We start from the raw sequence: 18371 nt of genomic DNA, 5'->3' as shown, positions 1-18371 counted from the left end.
CCTAGCCTCAATACTGAAGTAAAAGAACAGTTCCAAGCGTATTGGGATAAGAATGAAAGCGATGTTTCGGGGCACGGCTTTACTGAACAATTTGACTCAGAACATGGGCGAAAAGAGCATCGACGTTGTTGGGTTCTGGTGGTTGATGAAAGCATGCCAGTTTGCCAGCAGTGGAAAGCGAAGACGATCATAGCCGTGCAGGCTGAGCGAATTGAAAATGGCAAAGGCTATGATTTCGTGAGATTTTATATAAGTAGCCGAGCGTTGGATGCCACCTCAGCGCTGAAGGCAACCCGAGCGCACTGGTCGGTAGAAAATCTGCTGCACTGGACTTTAGATATTGCGTTCGGAGAGGATCAACTTCAGGCCAGAGCGGGCTTCGCTGGGGAAAACTTAGCGGTCATCAGGCAGTGGATACTGAACATGCTGAAGCAAAACAAATCACGTAATCTAAGCATGGCCAACAAGCGCAGGCTCTGCTGTCTGAATGAACAATATTTGTTCGAATGTATGGGGTTGTTCAAAGTATAAACACTGATGCGTCAGCCCTGCGAGATTGGCCGGCATTGACGATGATGCCCATGACTGCTTCTTCAAGATCCATCATTTATGACTCCTTAAAATCCATTATTACGAGAGACGTTGGCGAACCATTCACCACTTTTCTTGACGGTGCGCTGCTGGCTTTCCAAATCAAGGCTGATGAATCCATAACGGTTCTTGTAGGCATTCATCCAGGACCAGTTGTCAATAAAGGTCCACAGGTGATAACCACGGCAATGACTTCCTTCGGCAATGGCGGTATGAATCCACTGGAGGTGGCCGCGAATGAAGTCGATACGATAATCGTCTTTTACCTGACCATCTTCACCAATGAATCTGTGCTCCCCTTCGACACCCATACCATTTTCGGAGATATAGCTTGGGATATTTCCATAGTTATCTCGCAGGTTGATCAATATGTCATAAATACCGCACTCATATATTTCCCAGCCGCGATAAGGGTTCATTTTGCGGCCTGGCATCTCGTAATTCTCGAAGAACCAGTCAGGCAGGAAAGGGGAGTCCGGGTTGATGGCCGTCATGCGTGCCTTCACTCGCCGCGGCTGGTAGTAGTTGATGCCGAGCAGATCGATCTTGCCGGCGGCCAGCAGTTCGCAGTCGCCGCTTTGCACAACTGGCATCTGATCGTGCTCGCGCAGGATATCGATCAGCTCCTGGGGATAAACCCCCTTCACCGCAGGATCGAGGAAGGCACGGTTGAAGAACAGGTCGGCAATGAACGAGGCCTTCAAGTCTGCCGGGTTTGAAGAGCGCGGATAGGAGGGGGTCAGGTTCAGGACGATGCCGATCTGGCCGGGCAGGGAGAGTGTGCGATAACGCTTCACCGCCAGACTGTGGGCCAGCATCATGTGATAGGCCACCTGGGCTGCCCGTTTGAAGTCCATCTGGTTCGGGTAATGGAAGTCATACAGATACCCTCCTTCCACTACCACAACGGGTTCATTGAAGGTCATCCAGCAGGCGACGCGATCACCGAACAGTTTGAAGCAGAGCGCTGCGTACTCGGCATAGGCCGCCACGGTTTCGCGGCTCTCCCAGCCACCCTGCTCCTGCCAGTACATCGGCATGTCGAAGTGGAACAGGCCGATGAAGGGTTTGATCCCCTTGGCCAGCAGCTCATCGATAACCTTGTTGTAGAAGTCGACGGCCTCCTGGTTGACGGTGTGGCCATCCGGCAGCAACCGGGCCCAGGAGATGGATGTGCGGAAGCTGTTGTGGCCAATCTGTTCCATCAATGCGATGTCTTCACGATAACGATCGTAGAAGGTGGAGGTGTTGGCCGGGCCAACCTGACCATGGAAACGGTGTGGCTCCGTCTCGAACCAGTGATCCCAGATGGTTGGTGCCTTGCCGCCCACATTGGCAGCCCCTTCCGATTGTGCGGCCGACGAGGCGCTACCCCACCAGAAGCCTTCGGGGAATGTATATTGCATTGCAGTTTCCTCTTGATGACCGGCGTGCAGGCGGCGTGGCGCCCGCACGCCTGGCGCTTACGCCTGACTCTGAATCGGTGTGATTGTGTCTGCTTTTTCTGATCTGGCGGCTTCTTCCGCTTCAGCCGTCTCGGCTTCCTGCTTGAGCAGGGTGCGTTCGTAAGCTCGCACGAAGGGGTAATACATCAGGGCGGAGATCCCCATGCAGATGAAGCACATGATGACCGGACTGAAGGCCCAGTTGGTCGCCCAGGAGGCGCCGATGGGGGCCGGCGTGGTCCATGCGGTCAGCATCACGACCTTCTCAACCAGACCCAGATCCACCGCGAACCAGGCCAGGATGGCGTTGATCACCGGCACCAGGATGAAGGGCAGGAAGAAGACCGGGTTCATGATGATGGGAGCACCAAACAGGATCGGCTCGTTGCGCGCGTGCCGCTGGATGAACAGGCGATCGGGGAGACGGCGCAACTGGTGCGGGACTTCAACACCATGGCCGAGCGACTGCAGAGCATGACCCGCGAGCGGGAGTTCTGGAATGCCGCCATCGCCCACGAGTTGCGCACCCCGGTGACCATCTTGCGTGGCCGCTTGCAGGGGCTGGCCGAAGGGGTATTTCCGCCAGAGCGTGCGCTCTTTGAAGGCTTGCTGCGTCAGGTGGAGGGATTGACCCACCTGATCGAAGATTTGCGGGTGCTCAGTCTCAACGACAGCGGCCACCTGGAGCTGCAACGAGAGGAGATCAGGCTGGCCGACGAGCTTGCCGTGGTGCTCGAGGCGTTTGCCACCCCTCTTGCCGCGAACGGTTTCACTCTCAAGCGGGAGCTCGATGCCGAGCTTTGTGTCTGTTGCGATGCACTTCGCATCCGTCAGGCTCTGATGGCGCTGCTGGAAAATGCCCAGAAGCACGCGGTGCCGGGCATGCTGACCGTGCGCCTGTATCGTTCGGGCGTCCAGTGCATCCTGAGCGTGGAGGATGAGGGGCCTGGTATCAGCGAGGAGGTCGCCGCCTATATCTTCGAGGCGTTTCGCCGAGGGGATCCGTCACGCTCGCGCAAGAGTGGCGGCAGCGGGCTCGGGCTGGCGGTGGTAAAGGCCATTGTCGAGGCCCACGGCGGCAGTGCGGTCTGCCAATCCGGCGGGCGGGGCGGCACCCTGTTCCTGCTTTCCTGGCCCCTCTTGCACCCTGACGGCAGGTCATGACCCCGCATTGCCGCATCGGCTCGGGATGGGCGCGCCGAGGCGCGTGTGTTGACTGTGATCCAACAGCCCAAAATAAGCCCATCTCATGGGGAGAGACGGGCTTTTTTATGGCTTGCAGGCAGCGCCCTCTTGGGGCGCGCCGGGATCAATGCTCGGCCAGCAGGGGCTCTCCCTCCTGGCGTTTGTCGTGGATGGCAAAGCGATCGACCAGGGTGGCACTGGCGTCGTTCAGGCCGATGACCGCCACCTCTTTCCCCTCACGGCGGAACTTGATGACCACCTTGTCGAGGGCCGTGATGGCGGTGATGTCCCAGAAGTGGGCGTGCGTCAGGTCGATGACCACCTTCTCCACTTCCTCCCTGAAATCGAAACCGGCCAGGAACTGCTCGGCGCTGGCAAAGAAGATCTGGCCCCGCACCAGATAGGTACGCACGGCGCCGCTGCGCTCGCTGTCGCTCTTGACCAGCATGACGCGGGCAACCTTGTGGGCGAAGAAGAGGGAGGCGAGCAGCACCCCTACGAATACCCCGAGTGCCAGGTTGTGGGTCGCGACCACCACGGCGACGGTGGTTACCATCACCAGGTTGGTGGAGAGGGGGTGGCTCTTCAGGTTGCGTACCGACTCCCAGGAAAACGTGCCGATGGAAACCATGATCATCACGGCCACCAGGGCTGCCATGGGGATCTGACGGATCCACTCATCCATGAAGACCACCATCAGGATGAGCAGGGTCCCCGCCACGAAGGTGGAGAGGCGGCCGCGGCCACCGGATTTGATGTTGATGACGGACTGGCCAATCATGGCGCACCCCGCCATGCCTCCCAGCAGACCGGCGCCGATGTTGGCGATCCCCTGACCCTTGCACTCGCGGTTGCGATCGCTTGGGGTGTCGGTCATCTCGTCGACGATGGCTGCCGTCATCATGGACTCGAGCAGTCCCACCACCGCCAGCCCCGCTGAGTAGGGGAAGATGATGGCCAGGGTCTCCAGATTGAGGGGCACGTCGGGCCAGAGGAAGACCGGCAGGGTATCGGGCAGCTCGCCCATGTCGCCCACGGTACGGATGTCGATGCCCAGGGTGATGGCCACCGCCGTCAGGATGACGATGCACAGCAGGGGGGAGGGGAGCAGTTTGCCCACCACGGGAACGAGCGGGAACAGATAGATGATGCCAAGCCCGGCCGCGGTCATGGCGTAGACCTGCCAGGTGACGTTGGTGAGCTCGGGCAGCTGGGCCATGAAGATAAGGATGGCCAGGGCGTTGACGAAGCCGGTCACCACGGAGCGGGAGACGAATCGCATCAGGCTGCCGAGCCTGAGGTAGCCCGCCGCTATCTGGAAGAGGCCGGTGAGCAGGGTGGCCGCCAGCAGATACTGCAGGCCATGTTCCTTGACCAGGGTCACCATCAGGAGCGCCATCGCGCCGGTGGCGGCGGAAATCATGCCGGGACGACCGCCGACGAAGGCGATGACCACGGCGATAGAGAAGGAGGCATAAAGGCCGACCTTGGGGTCGACGCCCGCAATGATGGAGAAGGCGATGGCCTCCGGGATCAGCGCCAGGGCGACGACGATGCCCGACAGCAGATCGCCCCGTATGTTGGAGAACCACTCTTGTCTTGCACGTTCCAGCATGGGGATTTTCTCGCTCGTTGAGGATCCATGGCCACAGGCCCGCAAATCAGGGGAAATGGCGGGGATCACAGGGTTGGATTGGCTGTTGATGGCCGGGTAAACCGGCCGGTCGGCATAACCGGAGTCAGGCGGCAGAAGCCGCACAGGGCAGGGTCAGGGCGGCGTGACGGCCACCCCAGAGCACATAACAGGCATAAGGGGCGCATGTTAACAGCCGGTGCCAGGCCGGGGAAGCCCGGATTGTTTTATCTAGCACAAGAGCAGCCAACATAGACCAAGCAAGGGGGCTCTGTCGCTTTCATCGGAGTGCCCGATGTGGTTATGGCGATAGCGAGGGGGGCAACACCATGGGACCGGCCACCGTACGGGCGGCCTCGTCACCTCGCAGTACCCGTATTATCTCGAGAGCGAACTCGATAGCGGTACCCGGGCCCTGGCTGGTGATCAGGCGATGGGCTTCATCGGTCACTACCCGCGCCGTGCTCAATTGTGTCGCGGGCAGACGGGCCTGAAAGCCCGGATGGCAGGTGGTGCTCGCATCCCCCAGCAAGCCGTGATGGTGCAGTACCACGGCGGGTGCGGCGCAGATGGCGGCGCGCCAGCGGCCGAGGCCTGCCTGCTCCCGTAGCAGGTCGATGGCGAGGGGGGTGTCGCGGATCACTTCGCTGCCGGGCAGACCGCCCGGCACGACCATGGCATCGAAGTCACGGGTGGTCAGCTCGTCGAGATGGCAATCCGCCACCAGTTGCACCCCGCGAGAGGCGAGGATCTGGCGCGCTCCGGTGGGGCAACAGGAGGCCAGCACCACATCGATGCCACCCCGAACCAGGGTATCGACGATGGCAACCGTCTCTATCTCTTCCGACCCGGGGGCCACCAATACCAGTACGCTCATCTAGCACTCCTTGCTTGCCAGCTGCTCTGCTCAGCGCTTCTCTTTGACGGCCTGATAGAGGCCCTGATTGACCGGCACCGCGATACCGTGAAGGACGGCCTTGTTCAGCAGGAAGCCGGTGATGGCCTCGATCTCGGTCTCGCGGCCCTGTTCCATGTCCTGATACATGGAAGAGTAATTGTCGGCGGTGAGCTCCACCACCATCATGACGCGGCGTAGCAGCTCTTCGCTGCCGGTAGGCTGACCTTCGGCCCGCATGACGTCAGCCACTTCCACGCAGATTTGCTGCAGGGCATCGGCAAAACGCGGACCGGCCAATTCGCCGTTCTTGAGCTTGTAGAGCGCGGTGAGGGGATTGATGGCGCAGTTGACGGCGAGTTTCTGCCACTGGCGTGTCAGGATCTGCTCATCCCAGCCGGCCTGACCCAGGGCGCTGGCCAGCTCGTCGGCGAGGTGGGCATGGGCACGGGCCGCTTCGTTGACAGGGCCCAGCCAGGTCTCCCCCTTGCCGGTGTGGCGGAACACGAAGTGGCCGCTCTGCATGGCGCCATGGCTGGTGACGCCGGCGATCACGGGGTTGTCTGGGAAGAGTGCGACCACCTGATCGGCGATCCCCATGCCGTTGTGCAGCAGCACGATGGGCACCCCTGCCGCCAGTTGCCCGACCAGGGGAGTGAGGGCCGATATCACCTGCCCCGCCTTGGTCATGACCAGCAGGCGTTTGATGCTGCCCGGCTTGTCGATGAAGGCGCGTTCGATGGCCAGGAGCTGGGTATGCCCCTCAAGGGAGGTAAAGTCGACGCCGGGGTGCAAGGTGGCACGATGGCGCTCGCGCAGCAGGAGGCGGGTTGCTTGGCCGCTTTGGGTCAACAGGGAGGCGAAGACGCCGCCCAGGGCGCCGCAGCCCAGCAAGGTCCACTCGGGAGAGGCAGGGTGACGGCGTGTTTTCAGGTTGTTGTCGCGTAATCCGCTTGGCATGAAGAGGCTCGATCATGGGAAGGGCTGCCATCCTGTCAACCGCCAACCCGGGATAAGGGAAGATGTCGCTTGGTGAATACCTGGAACCGGTGCATGAGCTGGCTGTCGGGTCGTGCTCAAGGCTCATGCGCAGCCAGGGAGCCTCATGTATGCATGACCATACGGGTTCCTGGGCTGCACTTCACCGAGTGTCGGACCTCTCGCGACCGCTCCTGGACGGGTTCTAACGGGTCTCACCATTCCTGTGCGCAGGGGATTCTAGCAGAGCAATCCCATCGAAATCAGCAAATTTGCCCGTTTTCTGGTAGATTTGCCCACCTGTCAGCACAACCTGAAGTACAGCATGAGGAGCCCGGCTATGCCGTCATTCGATATTGTCTCTGAAGTCAAAATGAACGAGGTGTTGAACGCCGTTGATAACGCCAACCGTGAACTGGCGACCCGTTTCGATTTTCGTGGTGTGGAAGCCAGCTTCGAATTGAACAAGGAAGAAGTAAAGCTGGAAGCCGACGCCGATTTCCAGCTCAAGCAGATGGTCGAGATCCTGCGCGGCGCCCTGCTCAAGCGCCAGATCGAGAACAGTTCCATGGACGTGGGTGACAGCGTCCACTCCGGCAAGCGTTTCCACCTGACCGTGAAGTTCAAGCAGGGGATCGACAAGGAAGTGGCCAAGAAGCTGGTGAAGCTCATCAAGGATTCCAAGATCAAGGTGCAGGCCGCCATCCAGGGCGACGAGGTGCGGGTCACCGGCAAGAAGCGCGACGATCTGCAAGAGACCATGGCGCTGGTGCGTGGCGCCGAACTGGGCCAGCCGATGCAGTTCCAGAACTTCCGCGATTGATGGCGAACGGGGAGGGCGCGGCTCTCCCCCCACTGCCAGCATGAGGGCATAAAAAAACCGGAGCAGCTGCTCCGGTTTTTTTGTGTCCGTGTGACGAGTTCGATTAGAACTTGTAGGTCACGGAGAAGTAGTGGCCGAAACCAGTGGTCTTCAGACCGTAGGAGCCGTTCTGGATGCCATAGATGTCGTTGAAGTACTTCAGACCGTAACCGACGGCGTAGCGGTCGGAGTGCCAGTACAGGCCGTTGAACATGGCGGTACCGTCGGTGGAAGTGTCCTTGGCATCAAACAGGTGATCCAGGTAACCCTGATAGGCTACGAAGCTGCCGTTGGAGAAGGTGTAGAAAGGCTTGAACCAGTTCATGGAGAACTGATAGCCGTTCCAGCCCTGCTCGCCACCGCCTTCATTGACGTGACGGGCATACAGGTTCATGCCCATTTTGCCGAACCAGGGCACCATGACGTCTGCACCCAGACCGGTCATGGCTTCAAACAGACCATCCGGACCACCGACGTTGATCAGGTTGGCGATGTAGACTTCCTGCACCGGGCCGAAGGAGAGATCTTTGCCGGTCATGGCATCGATGGAGATGCGCGGTGCAAATTTGATGAACAGGTTGTCCTGGTTGTGCTTGTCGTCGTGACGGTTCTGGAAGATGTCGAAAACGTCGACGTAACCGTACAGATCGAAGATACCGGAACGGCCACCAAACTCCATTTCGAAGTAGGTATCGTTGTAACCACCTTCGGACTCAGCGTAGGGCAGCTGATCGATGGTGTGCATCACGTTGAACTGGAACCACTTGTAGTCGTTCTTGTGGATGTCGCCGCTGTAATCGGCAGCCAGTGCCGGAGTGGCGGAGGCAGCCAGCAGACCGGCAGCGATCAGAGTCTTGGTAAATTTGGCCATTTTATTGGTCTCTTGTGCGTTAGTTGAGGTTTTCCGTAGCCTGCCCACAAGGAGCGGAAGGGATTCTAGCCAAATAAATTCAGCGGATAAACAAGCACCAGGGAACTTTGTCAGGATTTGTGAATCTAATCACCCCCTAAAATGCGCAAACGCTTGCTATTTGTGCGTTTGTGGTGACAAGGTGCTGCCTCGTTTGGCAACCATGATGATCAGGAGCATCACCGGAATGCCGAGCAGACTGGTGCCGATGAAGAAGTGGCTGTAGCCGATCTGCTCCACCACGCGACCAGAAAACCCCGCCAGCAACTTGGGCAGCAACAGCATGATGGAGCTGAACAGGGCGTACTGGGTGGCGGAGAAGGCGACGTTGGTGAGGCTCGATAGATAGGTTACAAACGCAGCCGTCGCTATGCCGGCGCTGAGGTTGTCCAGCGAGATGATCAGAGTCAGCAGCTCCAGGTTGTGGCCCACTTCGTTGAGGAGAGCGAACAGCAGATTGGTGCTGGCGGTCAGCACGGCGCCGAGGAACAGGATGCGCAGGGTGCCAAAGCGCATCACCAGCACGCCCCCGAGCGCGGCTCCCACCAGCGTCATGATGACACCATAGACCTTGGTGATGGTGGCCACTTCCGTCTTGCTGAACTGCAGATCCACATAGAAGCTGTTGGACATCACCCCCATCACCACGTCCGAGATGCGATAGCAGGCGATAAGCCCGAGGATCAGCAGGGCCGAGGAGCCGTAGCGGCGAAAGAAGTCGGCGAAGGGACACCAGATGGCCTCGTAGGTCCAGGCCCCCAGCCCGGCCAGCGTGGGTGACCAACCCCGTGCCAGCAGGGTGGCCTTGCGCGCCATCTGCTGCTCGTCCTGACTCTTGAGATCGATCTGCGGCTCGTGACTCATCAGGGTGGTGAGGATGCCAAGAGACATCAGCCCTCCCATCAGCAGATAGGTGAGCTGCCAGCCGCGATAGTCATAGCCGCTGTTGCTGCCGAGCCAGGCCGCCAGCGCCAGCGCCCCCGCTCCCGCCATGATCATGGCGAGTCGATACCCCGTCATATAAGAAGCGGCCATGGCCGCCTGCAGCCGCTCGGGAGCGGATTCGATGCGATAGGCATCGATGACGATGTCCTGGGTGGCAGAGGAGAAAGCCACCAGCAGGGCGAAGAGGGCCAGCTGGGCGAGCTGGGTCTTGGGATCGCAATAGGCCATCCCCACCAGGGAGAGGGCGATCAGCACCTGGGAGAACAGCATCCAGCTGCGTCGTCGCCCAAGCAGCCGTGACAGCAGGGGCAGGGGCAGCCGATCCACCAGAGGCGACCACAGCCACTTGAAACCGTAGGCCAGCGCTACCCAGCTCATGTAGCCGATGTCGGTCAGGCTGACATCCGCCTCGCGCAGCCAGAACGAGAGGGTGCCAAAGACCAGCAGCAAGGGCAGGCCGGAGGAGAATCCCATGGCGAACAGGATGAGTACCCGCGCTTCCAGATAGACGGCGAGGGCATCTCGCCAGCGGGTGGCGCGGCCCGGTGTGTGACTGGGCGGGCGGAGATTGTTCAACAGCCTGACTCCTCTGGGAAAAGGGGGTCATTTTGTCAGGTTCGGCAGGCGTAGCCAAGGCAAGCCGAGTGGCGGGCGGCAGGTTTCAGGGACGTGGGCCGATGCAGTGGTGCGGGCAGGGGCCCTCGTCGGCGAGAAAATTGGCGCAGGCCATGAGTTGCAGGCGCAGCGCGTCATCACAGAGGAGGCGCTGCTCATCCCACAGGTGCAGGCTGTGAAGCAGATGCCAGAACACACCTTCCTGTGCGTTGGCGGGGGTTTTGTCCATGGGGATCACGCAGAGCGCCTGCCAATGGGAGAGGAGCTGCCAGCTCAAGTCTTCCAGCTGCTGGTAGGGAATCTTGCGTGCCAGAAAATGGCGAACCGCCTGTGCCAGCGGGTCGGCGTGTTGGGTTATGTAATCATGACAGGTCACCGGCTCCTCCTTCTGGTTCTGCTCCCCGATGCGTGGCACACATCGGGGAGCAGAGTATAGAAAAAGAGACCGGTGACCCGTTCAGGGACGCGGTGGAATGTGATCCGGGCCGCGTTATTTGTCCGCGAGCAGCACCACTTTCTTCAGGATGATGGGGCTGGTGGGGACGTCGTTGGCACGCAGGATGGAGCTGTAGCCGGTCTGGACCTGGGCCAGTTTGTCCAGCACCTCCATCCCCTTCACAACCTGGCCGAACACGGTGTAACCGGCGCCGGCATTGGCGTTGAGGTTGTCGTTGTCCACCAGATTGAAATAGAACTGGCGAGTGGCGCTGTCGACCGCCTGGGTGCGGGCCATGGCGATGGTACCGCGCTTGTTGGGCAGGCCGCCTCTGGACTCGTTGACCACGGGATCGAAGGTCGGCAGGGGCTGGAACTGCTGGTTGTAGCCCCCACCCTGCACCACGAAGTTCTGGATCACCCGGTGGAACAGGCTGCCGTCATAGCTGCCGTCTGCCACGTAGCGCAGGAAGTTCTTCACGGTCTGGGGTGCCTGTTTGGGGGCCAGCTCCACGACGATGGTGCCATGGTTGGTCTCCATCTGGACTTTTTGACCGGCAAAAGCCAGGGGGGCGATTAAGATGATCAGTAACCAGAGTTTCTTCATTTATATGTCCTCGCTCAGCTCGGCTGGCCCTTGAGATAACCGCGCAGCGCCTCGTCGGCCATGATCTGCTGCAGCACGCTGCCCAGTTGCTGGTTCAGGGTGGATTCCAGATCGGCCATGCTCGGCTCGCCCGGGCTCTCTTTGCTGGAGGACATGTTGAACTGCTTGGTCAGCTTGCTGCCCTGGAAGTCGGCAATCACCTGCAGGCTGACGCGGGACTTGGTGACATAGGTGAAGGTCTTCTCTTCCACGGTGACGGCGGCAGTGGAGATGGCCAGCGTCAGGTTGGTGGTGCCGCTGTTGCCCACTTCCAGGCCCTGGCTGCGCAGCCCTTCCGCCAGTTTTTCAGCCAGCAGGCTGTTGAGAGGCTGACTGCTGTTCACCAGCACAGGAGCCTTCTCTTTCTTCTTGATGGAGAAGACATAGGCGGCTTCACGCTTGTCCACCCCTTCCATGGTGATGCGGTTGCCGGAGTAGTACTGCTGGTTGGAGGGGATGACTTGCGGGTTGAGCAGGGCGCTCTCGGGCCAGTGAGTAGCACAACCGCCCAATACCAGAGCAGCCAGCAGCAAGAGTGACTTTTTCATCATGGGTTTCCTTTAGCTTTATCTTTAGCGTTTGATGGCTTTCAAAATAACGAATTTGCTGTTCGACGCAACGACTTGTGCGTTGCCAAACAGGCGCTTGAGTTTGTTGTGATAGTCCAGATGACGGTTGCCTACTATCCAGAGTTCGCCCCCCTGAGGCAACACCCGGTGGGCATCGCTGAACATCTGCCAGGCGATGTGATCGGTGATCGCCTGCAACTGATGGAAGGGGGGATTGCAGAGGATCCTGTCCGCTGCCCCGACGGGAACGTCATCGAGACAGTTGTTGACCATGAAGTGGGCACGGGGCAGGGCATCGGGCTGGTTGTGCTCGACGTTGAGCCGTGCGGACGCTACCGCCATCCGGGATTCGTCGATGAAGGTCACCTCCACCTCGCTGTCGCGCGCGAGCAGGGAGAGCCCGAGCACGCCGTTGCCACATCCCAGATCGATCACTCTGCGGGCACTGTGGATGGGCAGGTTGTCCAGCATGAAGCGGGCGCCGATATCCAGGCTGGTGCGCGAGAACACGTTGGCATGGTTGTGGATGAGCATGTCGGTGCCTTCCAGCGGCCAGACGGTCGGGAAGGGACTGGTCAGGGACGGGCGCTCGGCGGCCGGGGTGCAATGAATGAGGCGCGCCTTCTTCCAGGCGAGCGAGGTGCGGGTCTCCCCCAGATACTTCTCGAACAGCTTGAGGGTGGAGGTGTGGATGTCCTTGGCCTTGCCGGCAGCAATGATGCGGGTCGCGGGGGTCACGACCCCGCGCAGGGAAAGCAGTTGCTGCTCCAGCAGCGCCTGATACTTGGAGACCTTGATCACCACCAGGGCGGGGGCATCGGGCAGGGGGGCCAGCGCATCCTGCAGGGTGATGGCGTGGGGATCCAGCCCGTTTTCCGCCAGGTTGGTCAGGGTGGCCCGCTCGCTGATGTGGGAGTCGGTCACGCAGACGGGGTCGTGGGCATGCAGGTAGCCTGCCAGGGCGCCGAAGCCGTCGTTCATGATGATGACGGGGCCGTCAGGTGCCTGCTGCGATTCGGCAAGGTGGCTTATCAGATACTCGTCCGCCGCATCCCAGGCCTGCAGGGGGTCCTGGCTCTGCCGCGGGTAACGATACAGGGTCAGGCGGCAGTGGGCCGTGTCGAGCAGGGTTTGCATAGGCAAGAGTCCAACGTGTGATTGATGAATGGCGACCGTCTGCCCCGTGTTGCCCGGCAGCGGTGAAAGTGGCGCTATTCTAGCGGCGGCGGAGAAATTCACCAGTCCGGTGCGGCGAGAGCGAGCGGATCCTTCGTACCTGATGCATCGGGCGCACAACCCTGGCTACAATGGCCGGATATTCAACGAGGAGTCCTTACCGTGAGCATGCAACAACAGATAGAGGCCAAGCTGGCCGCCGCGCTCTCCCCGAGCCACCTGGAAGTGATCAATGAAAGCTACATGCACAGGGTGGCACCGGGCTCCGAAAGCCACTTCAAGGTAGTCGTGGTGAGCCAGGCGTTTGAGGGACAGCGTTTGCTGGGGCGCCATCGTCAGGTGAACGGGGTGCTGGCCGACGAGTTGGCGGGAGCCATTCATGCATTGGCGTTGCATACCTATACCGAATCCGAGTGGCAGGCCAGGGAGCAGGCGCCAAAGACGCCGGGTTGCGTCAGCAAATCCCCCTTTGCGTGAGCCGTTGGACCTCCTGATGGCGCCTTCCTCGGGCCATTAACAGCGCTATCACGAATGGTGTGCAGCCAGGGATGAGGGGGATGGCATTATTTTTTCTAATCCTTTTCCTTGCGCCTGGAAAATACCTCTATATGGTTAGTTTTGCGAAAAGTCCTTTAAAACCACGGTTTGCAAGGACGTGCGCGAAATATTCAGTGAAGGTTAATTTTGTGATAGGGCGGGGATTTTCCCCATTTGGCGTGGCGGCTAACTCGCCTAAGGTGGTAAACTCAGGCGCTTTTGAATGATCCTGTATGTTGCTGATTTGTTTATTTCTTCGACAGCTTTCCGCGATGTTGACGGGCTCATTCAACAACTCGTCGTGATGTATTTCTCGGCGCTAACCAACCTGTCTTCCCTTAACGGTAGTGCAAGTGAGTATGATTACAATTAAAAGAGGACTGGACATCCCCGTGCTGGGTGCTCCGGAGCAAGTAATCTACGATGGCCCGGCCATCACCCGTGTTGCTACACTCGGCGAAGAGTTCGTGGGGATGCGTCCTACTATGTTTGTCAAAGTAGGTGATCGCGTCATTAAAGGTCAGGAGCTCTTCGAAGATAAGAAGAATCCCGGCGTTAAATTCACGGCCCCTGCCACCGGTGTGGTTTCTGAGATCAACCGTGGTGCCAAGCGTGTTCTCCAGTCCGTTGTCATCGACATCGATGGGTCCGACGAGCAGGTGACCTTTGAGCATTTTGCCTCCGCCGAGCTGCCACAGCTCGAGCGTAGCAAGGTGCAGGAGATCCTGGTCGCATCAGGCCAATGGACCGCGCTGCGTACCCGCCCGTTCAGCAAGGTGCCTGCCGTGGGTTCCACCCCGCGCGCCATCTTCGTCACCGCCATGGACACCAACCCGCTGGCCGCCAGTGCGGAGCTGATCATCAAGGAACAGGCCCAGGCCTTCCTCGACGGTCTGGCCGTGCTGACCCGCCTGACCGATGGTACTGTCCACGTCTGCAAGGGCGAAGCCAGCCTGCCGCACTCCTCCCTGGCCCAGGTCAAGGAAGCCGTGTTCGTCGGTCCGCATCCCGCCGGTCTGCCGGGCACCCACATCCACTTCCTGGATCCGGTCGGTGCCAACAAGGTGCAGTGGCACATCAACTATCAGGACGTGATCGCTTACGGCAAGCTGTTCACCACTGGCCAGATCTTCACCGACAAGGTGATCTCCCTGGCTGGCCCGAACGTCATCAAGCCGCGTCTGCTGCGTACCCGTCTGGGTGCCAGCCTCAGCCAGCTGACCAACAACGAGCTGCGTGCGGACGAAAACCGCATCATCTCCGGTTCCCTGCTGAGCGGTGCCAAGGCCGAAGGGGTCCATGACTATCTGGGTCGCTTCCACAACCAGGTGAGCGTGCTGGGCGAAGGCCGTGAGAAAGAGTTCATGGGCTGGGTCAAACCCAGTGCCAACAAGTTCTCCATCACCCGTACCACCCTCTCTCACCTGATGAAGGGCAAACTCATCAACTTCACTACCACCACCAACGGTAGTGATCGCTCCATGGTGCCTATCGGCAACTATGAGCGCGTGATGCCGCTCGACATCCTGCCGACCCTGCTGCTGCGGGATCTGATCTCCGGTGACACCGACAGCGCGCAGGCGCTCGGCTGCCTGGAGCTGGATGAGGAAGATTTGGCGCTCTGTACCTTCGTCTGCCCCGGCAAGACAGAGTACGGCCCCGTCTTGCGTGAGTGCCTGACCAAGATCGAACTGGAAGGTTAAGCGATGAGTTTCAAGCAACTTCTTGAAAATATGGAACATCACTTCGAGCCGGGTGGCAAGTACGCAAAGTACTATGCCTTGTTCGAAGCGGCGTACACCCTGTTTTATACCCCGGGTTCCGTGACCCGCAATGCCGCCCATGTCCGTGATGCGATCGATCTGAAGCGCATGATGATCATGGTGTGGCTGGCTGTGTTCCCGGCCATGTTCTGGGGCATGTACAACGTCGGCAACCAGTCTATCGCCGCCATCGCCCACATGGGCAGCGCGGCCGGTGCCGATTCCTGGCAATACGCCCTGGCCACCCTGTTCGGTGCCTCGCTGGATCCGGCCGTCGCCGGCATCGGCAGCAAGATGCTGATCGGTGCGGCGCACTTCTTCCCGATCTACATCACCGTCTTCATCGTCGGTGGTTTCTGGGAAGTGTTGTTCGCCATGGTGCGCAAGCACGAGATCAACGAAGGCTTCTTCGTGACCTCCATCCTGTTCGCCCTGATCGTGCCGCCCGAGCTGCCCCTGTGGCAAGCTGCCCTGGGTATCACCTTCGGTGTGGTGCTGGCCAAGGAAGTGTTCGGTGGTACCGGCAAAAACTTCCTGAACCCGGCGTTGGCGGGTCGTGCCTTCCTGTTCTTCGCCTACCCGGGTCAAATCTCCGGTGATGCGGTCTGGGTTGCCGTTGACGGCTTCTCCGGCGCAACCGCACTGAGCCAGTGGGCCCAGGGCGGCCAGATGGCGCTGATCAACGGTGCCACCGGTGAAGCCATCAGCTGGATGGATGCCTTCCTTGGCAACCTGCCCGGTTCCATCGGTGAAGTTTCCACCCTGATGATCCTCATCGGCGCAGCCATGATCGTCTACATGCGCATCGCCTCCTGGCGCATCATCGCCGGCGTCATGGTCGGCATGGTCGCGACCTCCCTGCTGTTCAACGTCATCGGTTCCGATACCAACCCCATGTTCAGCATGCCGTGGCACTGGCACCTGGTGTTGGGTGGCTTCGCGTTCGGCATGGCCTTCATGGCGACCGACCCCGTTTCCGCTGCCTTCACCAACAAGGGCAAGTGGTGGTATGGCGCCCTGATCGGCGTGATGGTGGTGCTGATCCGGGTAGTGAACCCTGCATTCCCGGAAGGCATGATGCTGGCCATTCTGTTCGCCAACCTGTTTGCCCCCTTGTTTGACCATTTCGTGGCACAGGCGAACATCAAGCGGAGGATCGCACGTGGCGTTTAATAAAGACTCTACTACCGGCACTCTCGCCGTAGTGACCGGTCTGTGTCTGGTCTGCTCCATCGTGGTCTCCGTGGCTGCCGTGGGTCTGCGTCCGGCCCAGCTGGAAAACAAGGCACTGGACAAGCAAAGCAACATCCTGTCCGTCGCCGGCGTCGACATCAGCGCCGTGGCCAAGCGTGACCTGGCCCAGCTCTATGGCGACAAGATTGAAGCGCGTCTGGTGGATCTGACCAGCGGTGAGTTCGTTGACGGCGATGCCGACAACTTCGACACCAAGGTTGCCGCCAAGGATCCGGCCAAGAGCATTCGCCTGGCTCCGGCCGACGACAAGGCCGGCCTGCGTCAGATCTCCAAGCTGGTTCCCGTGTTCTTCGCCAAAGATGCCGAAGGCAAGGTCGACAACATCATCCTGCCGATCTACGGCCAGGGTCTGTGGTCCACCATGTATGCCTTCGTAGCGGTCGCGGCCGACGGTCAGACCATCAAGGGCATCACCTACTATGACCACGGTGAAACCCCGGGTCTGGGTGGCGAGATCGAGAACCCGGCCTGGCGCGAGCTGTTCGTCGGCAAGAAGCTGTTCGACCAGAACGGTCAGCCTGCGCTGCGTGTGATCAAGGGCCATGCTCCGGCTGGTTCCGAGCATGAAATCGACGGCCTGTCTGGTGCAACCCTGACCGGTAATGGTGTACAGCACACCTTCGACTTCTGGATGGGCCCCAAGGGCTTCGGTCCCTTCCTGGCCAAGGTACGTGCAGGAGAAATCAACAATGGCTGACAAGAGCGAAATGAAAAAGTTGCTGTTGACGCCTGTGCTCGGCAACAACCCCATCGCACTGCAGGTGCTGGGTGTCTGTTCCGCGCTGGCCGTTACCAGCCAGATGAAGACGGCGTTCGTGATGACGCTGGCCGTTACCGCGGTCACCGCCTTCTCCAACCTGTTCATCTCCCTGATCCGCAACCAGATCCCGAACAGCGTGCGGATCATCGCCCAGATGGCGGTGATTGCCTCGCTGGTTATCGTGGTTGACCAGGTGCTCAAGGCGTATGCCTATGACATCTCCAAGCAACTGTCGGTGTTCGTCGGCCTCATCATCACCAACTGTATCGTGATGGGTCGTGCCGAAGCCTACGCCATGAAGAGTGCCCCGCTGCCCTCCTTCCTGGACGGTATCGGCAACGGTCTGGGTTATGGCGCCGTGCTGCTGACCGTGGCCACCGTGCGCGAGATCCTGGGTTCCGGCACCTGGTTCGGCATCGAGCTGCTGCCGCTGGTGAACAATGGTGGCTGGTATGTGCCCAACGGCCTGCTGCTGCTGCCGCCGAGTGCGTTCTTCATCATTGGTCTGATCATCTGGGGCGTGCGCACCAAGGATCCCAAGCAGGTAGAGGCGAAGGATTAAGGTATGGAACACTATATCAGTCTGTTGATTCGCTCGATCTTCATCGAGAACCTGGCGCTCTCCTTCTTCCTGGGGATGTGTACCTTCCTGGCGGTGTCCAAGAAGGTCAAGACCGCCATGGGGCTGGGGATTGCCGTTATCGTGGTTCAGACCGTTGCCGTCCCGGCCAACAACCTGATCTACAACTACGTGCTCAAAGACGGTGCCCTGGTATCCGGTCTGGATCTGAGTTTCCTGAGCTTCATCACCTTCATCGGGGTGATCGCGGCCCTGGTGCAGATCCTGGAGATGGCGCTGGACAAGTACTTCCCGGCCCTCTACAACGCCCTCGGTATCTTCCTGCCGCTCATCACCGTGAACTGCGCCATCTTCGGTGGCGTCTCCTTCATGGTGCAGCGTGACTACAACTTCGTTGAGTCCGTGGTCTATGGCGTGGGTTCGGGTGCAGGCTGGATGCTGGCCATCGTCGCGATGGCAGGGATCCGCGAGAAGATGAAATATTCCGATGTTCCGGAAGGCCTGCGTGGCCTTGGCATCACCTTCATCACCGCGGGTCTGATGGCGCTGGGCTTCATGTCCTTCTCTGGTATTTCCCTGTAATCGGAAAGGA

At 59.8% G+C, this 18371-nt stretch carries 18 protein-coding genes and 2 pseudogenes; 9 read left to right on the top strand and 11 right to left on the bottom strand.

Annotated elements, in window-relative coordinates:
- A pseudogene (locus HKD46_RS06225) lies at positions 1-531 on the top strand (ISAs1-like element ISKpn9 family transposase); the annotation flags it as partial.
- Between the two features lie 86 nt (positions 532-617).
- Here HKD46_RS06225 and HKD46_RS06220 read toward each other — a convergent pair.
- Together HKD46_RS06220 and HKD46_RS06215 are read right to left on the bottom strand one after the other, a co-directional pair.
- Positions 618-1997 carry a glycoside hydrolase family 1 protein gene (locus HKD46_RS06220; RefSeq protein WP_109421955.1) on the bottom strand — a complete coding sequence of 460 codons (1380 nt, stop codon included), beginning with the start codon at positions 1995-1997 and terminating at the stop codon, positions 618-620.
- A 57-nt stretch (positions 1998-2054) separates the two neighbouring features.
- Entirely contained in the window at positions 2055-2468 is a 414-nt protein-coding gene (locus HKD46_RS06215) for a hypothetical protein (protein ID WP_235673803.1), read from the bottom strand.
- Here HKD46_RS06215 and HKD46_RS06210 point away from each other — a divergent pair.
- Positions 2409-3200, top strand: a pseudogene (locus HKD46_RS06210) (ATP-binding protein); the annotation flags it as partial. The gene HKD46_RS06215 and the pseudogene HKD46_RS06210 overlap by 60 nt on opposite strands.
- A 145-nt stretch (positions 3201-3345) precedes the next feature.
- Here the strand turns inward: HKD46_RS06210 and HKD46_RS06205 are convergent.
- The 3 genes from HKD46_RS06205 to HKD46_RS06195 form a co-directional block, all read right to left on the bottom strand.
- Positions 3346-4836: a SulP family inorganic anion transporter gene (locus HKD46_RS06205; RefSeq protein WP_109421956.1), complete on the bottom strand. Its 1491-nt coding sequence runs from the start codon at positions 4834-4836 to the stop codon at positions 3346-3348.
- A gap of 319 nt (positions 4837-5155) precedes the next feature.
- Complete coding sequence (locus HKD46_RS06200) at positions 5156-5731, bottom strand: DJ-1 family glyoxalase III (RefSeq protein WP_045523612.1); 576 nt, start codon at positions 5729-5731, stop codon at positions 5156-5158.
- A 30-nt stretch (positions 5732-5761) separates the two neighbouring features.
- Positions 5762-6709 carry a ketopantoate reductase family protein gene (locus tag HKD46_RS06195; protein ID WP_103261459.1) on the bottom strand — a complete coding sequence of 316 codons (948 nt, stop codon included), beginning with the start codon at positions 6707-6709 and terminating at the stop codon, positions 5762-5764.
- 358 nt (positions 6710-7067) lie between these two features.
- On the opposite strand from HKD46_RS06195, the gene HKD46_RS06190 reads away from it, so the two are divergent.
- Entirely contained in the window at positions 7068-7550 is a 483-nt protein-coding gene (locus tag HKD46_RS06190; protein WP_010673357.1) for a YajQ family cyclic di-GMP-binding protein, read from the top strand.
- A 103-nt stretch (positions 7551-7653) separates the two neighbouring features.
- Here the strand turns inward: HKD46_RS06190 and HKD46_RS06185 are convergent, their stop codons facing one another.
- The 6 genes from HKD46_RS06185 to HKD46_RS06160 all read right to left on the bottom strand — a co-directional run bounded on the left by HKD46_RS06185 (position 7654) and on the right by HKD46_RS06160 (position 12846).
- Entirely contained in the window at positions 7654-8460 is an 807-nt protein-coding gene (locus HKD46_RS06185) for an outer membrane protein OmpK (RefSeq protein WP_010673358.1), read from the bottom strand.
- A gap of 156 nt (positions 8461-8616) precedes the next feature.
- Positions 8617-10020: an AmpG family muropeptide MFS transporter gene (locus tag HKD46_RS06180; protein WP_109421957.1), complete on the bottom strand. Its 1404-nt coding sequence runs from the start codon at positions 10018-10020 to the stop codon at positions 8617-8619.
- 85 nt (positions 10021-10105) lie between these two features.
- Entirely contained in the window at positions 10106-10435 is a 330-nt protein-coding gene (locus HKD46_RS06175; protein WP_109421958.1) for a hypothetical protein, read from the bottom strand.
- Positions 10436-10549: 114 nt separating this feature from the next.
- A complete protein-coding gene (locus HKD46_RS06170) occupies positions 10550-11101 on the bottom strand; it encodes a peptidylprolyl isomerase (RefSeq protein ID WP_171865032.1) in 552 nt (183 codons plus the stop codon).
- A 14-nt stretch (positions 11102-11115) separates the two neighbouring features.
- Positions 11116-11688, bottom strand: a complete 573-nt coding sequence (locus HKD46_RS06165) for a YajG family lipoprotein (RefSeq protein ID WP_010673362.1) — start codon at positions 11686-11688, stop codon at positions 11116-11118.
- Between the two features lie 24 nt (positions 11689-11712).
- Entirely contained in the window at positions 11713-12846 is a 1134-nt protein-coding gene (locus tag HKD46_RS06160; protein WP_171865031.1) for a methyltransferase, read from the bottom strand.
- A gap of 207 nt (positions 12847-13053) precedes the next feature.
- Between HKD46_RS06160 and HKD46_RS06155 the strand changes: the two genes are divergently transcribed.
- The 6 genes from HKD46_RS06155 (at position 13054) to nqrE (ending at position 18361) form a co-directional block, all read left to right on the top strand.
- Complete coding sequence (locus HKD46_RS06155) at positions 13054-13362, top strand: BolA family transcriptional regulator (RefSeq protein WP_010673364.1); 309 nt, start codon at positions 13054-13056, stop codon at positions 13360-13362.
- A 419-nt stretch (positions 13363-13781) separates the two neighbouring features.
- Positions 13782-15125 carry a Na(+)-translocating NADH-quinone reductase subunit A gene (locus HKD46_RS06150; protein WP_041211275.1) on the top strand — a complete coding sequence of 448 codons (1344 nt, stop codon included), beginning with the start codon at positions 13782-13784 and terminating at the stop codon, positions 15123-15125.
- Positions 15126-15128: 3 nt separating this feature from the next.
- Positions 15129-16358, top strand: a complete 1230-nt coding sequence (locus HKD46_RS06145; protein WP_010673367.1) for an NADH:ubiquinone reductase (Na(+)-transporting) subunit B — start codon at positions 15129-15131, stop codon at positions 16356-16358.
- A complete protein-coding gene (locus HKD46_RS06140) occupies positions 16348-17136 on the top strand; it encodes a Na(+)-translocating NADH-quinone reductase subunit C (RefSeq protein WP_029313922.1) in 789 nt (262 codons plus the stop codon). The genes HKD46_RS06145 and HKD46_RS06140 overlap by 11 nt, the downstream gene beginning before the upstream one ends.
- Positions 17129-17761 carry an NADH:ubiquinone reductase (Na(+)-transporting) subunit D gene (locus HKD46_RS06135; protein ID WP_005303545.1) on the top strand — a complete coding sequence of 211 codons (633 nt, stop codon included), beginning with the start codon at positions 17129-17131 and terminating at the stop codon, positions 17759-17761. The genes HKD46_RS06140 and HKD46_RS06135 overlap by 8 nt, the downstream gene beginning before the upstream one ends.
- Before the next feature lie 3 nt (positions 17762-17764).
- Positions 17765-18361 carry an NADH:ubiquinone reductase (Na(+)-transporting) subunit E gene (gene nqrE, locus HKD46_RS06130; RefSeq protein WP_005303538.1) on the top strand — a complete coding sequence of 199 codons (597 nt, stop codon included), beginning with the start codon at positions 17765-17767 and terminating at the stop codon, positions 18359-18361.
- Positions 18362-18371: the final 10 nt, after the last annotated feature.

Origin of the sequence: Aeromonas sp. TW 6, from assembly GCF_013168745.1 — a bacterium.
Lineage (GTDB): Bacteria > Pseudomonadota > Gammaproteobacteria > Enterobacterales > Aeromonadaceae > Aeromonas > Aeromonas caviae.
Note: the sequence above shows the minus strand (reverse complement) of the source record. Positions and strands in the feature narration are given on the sequence as shown.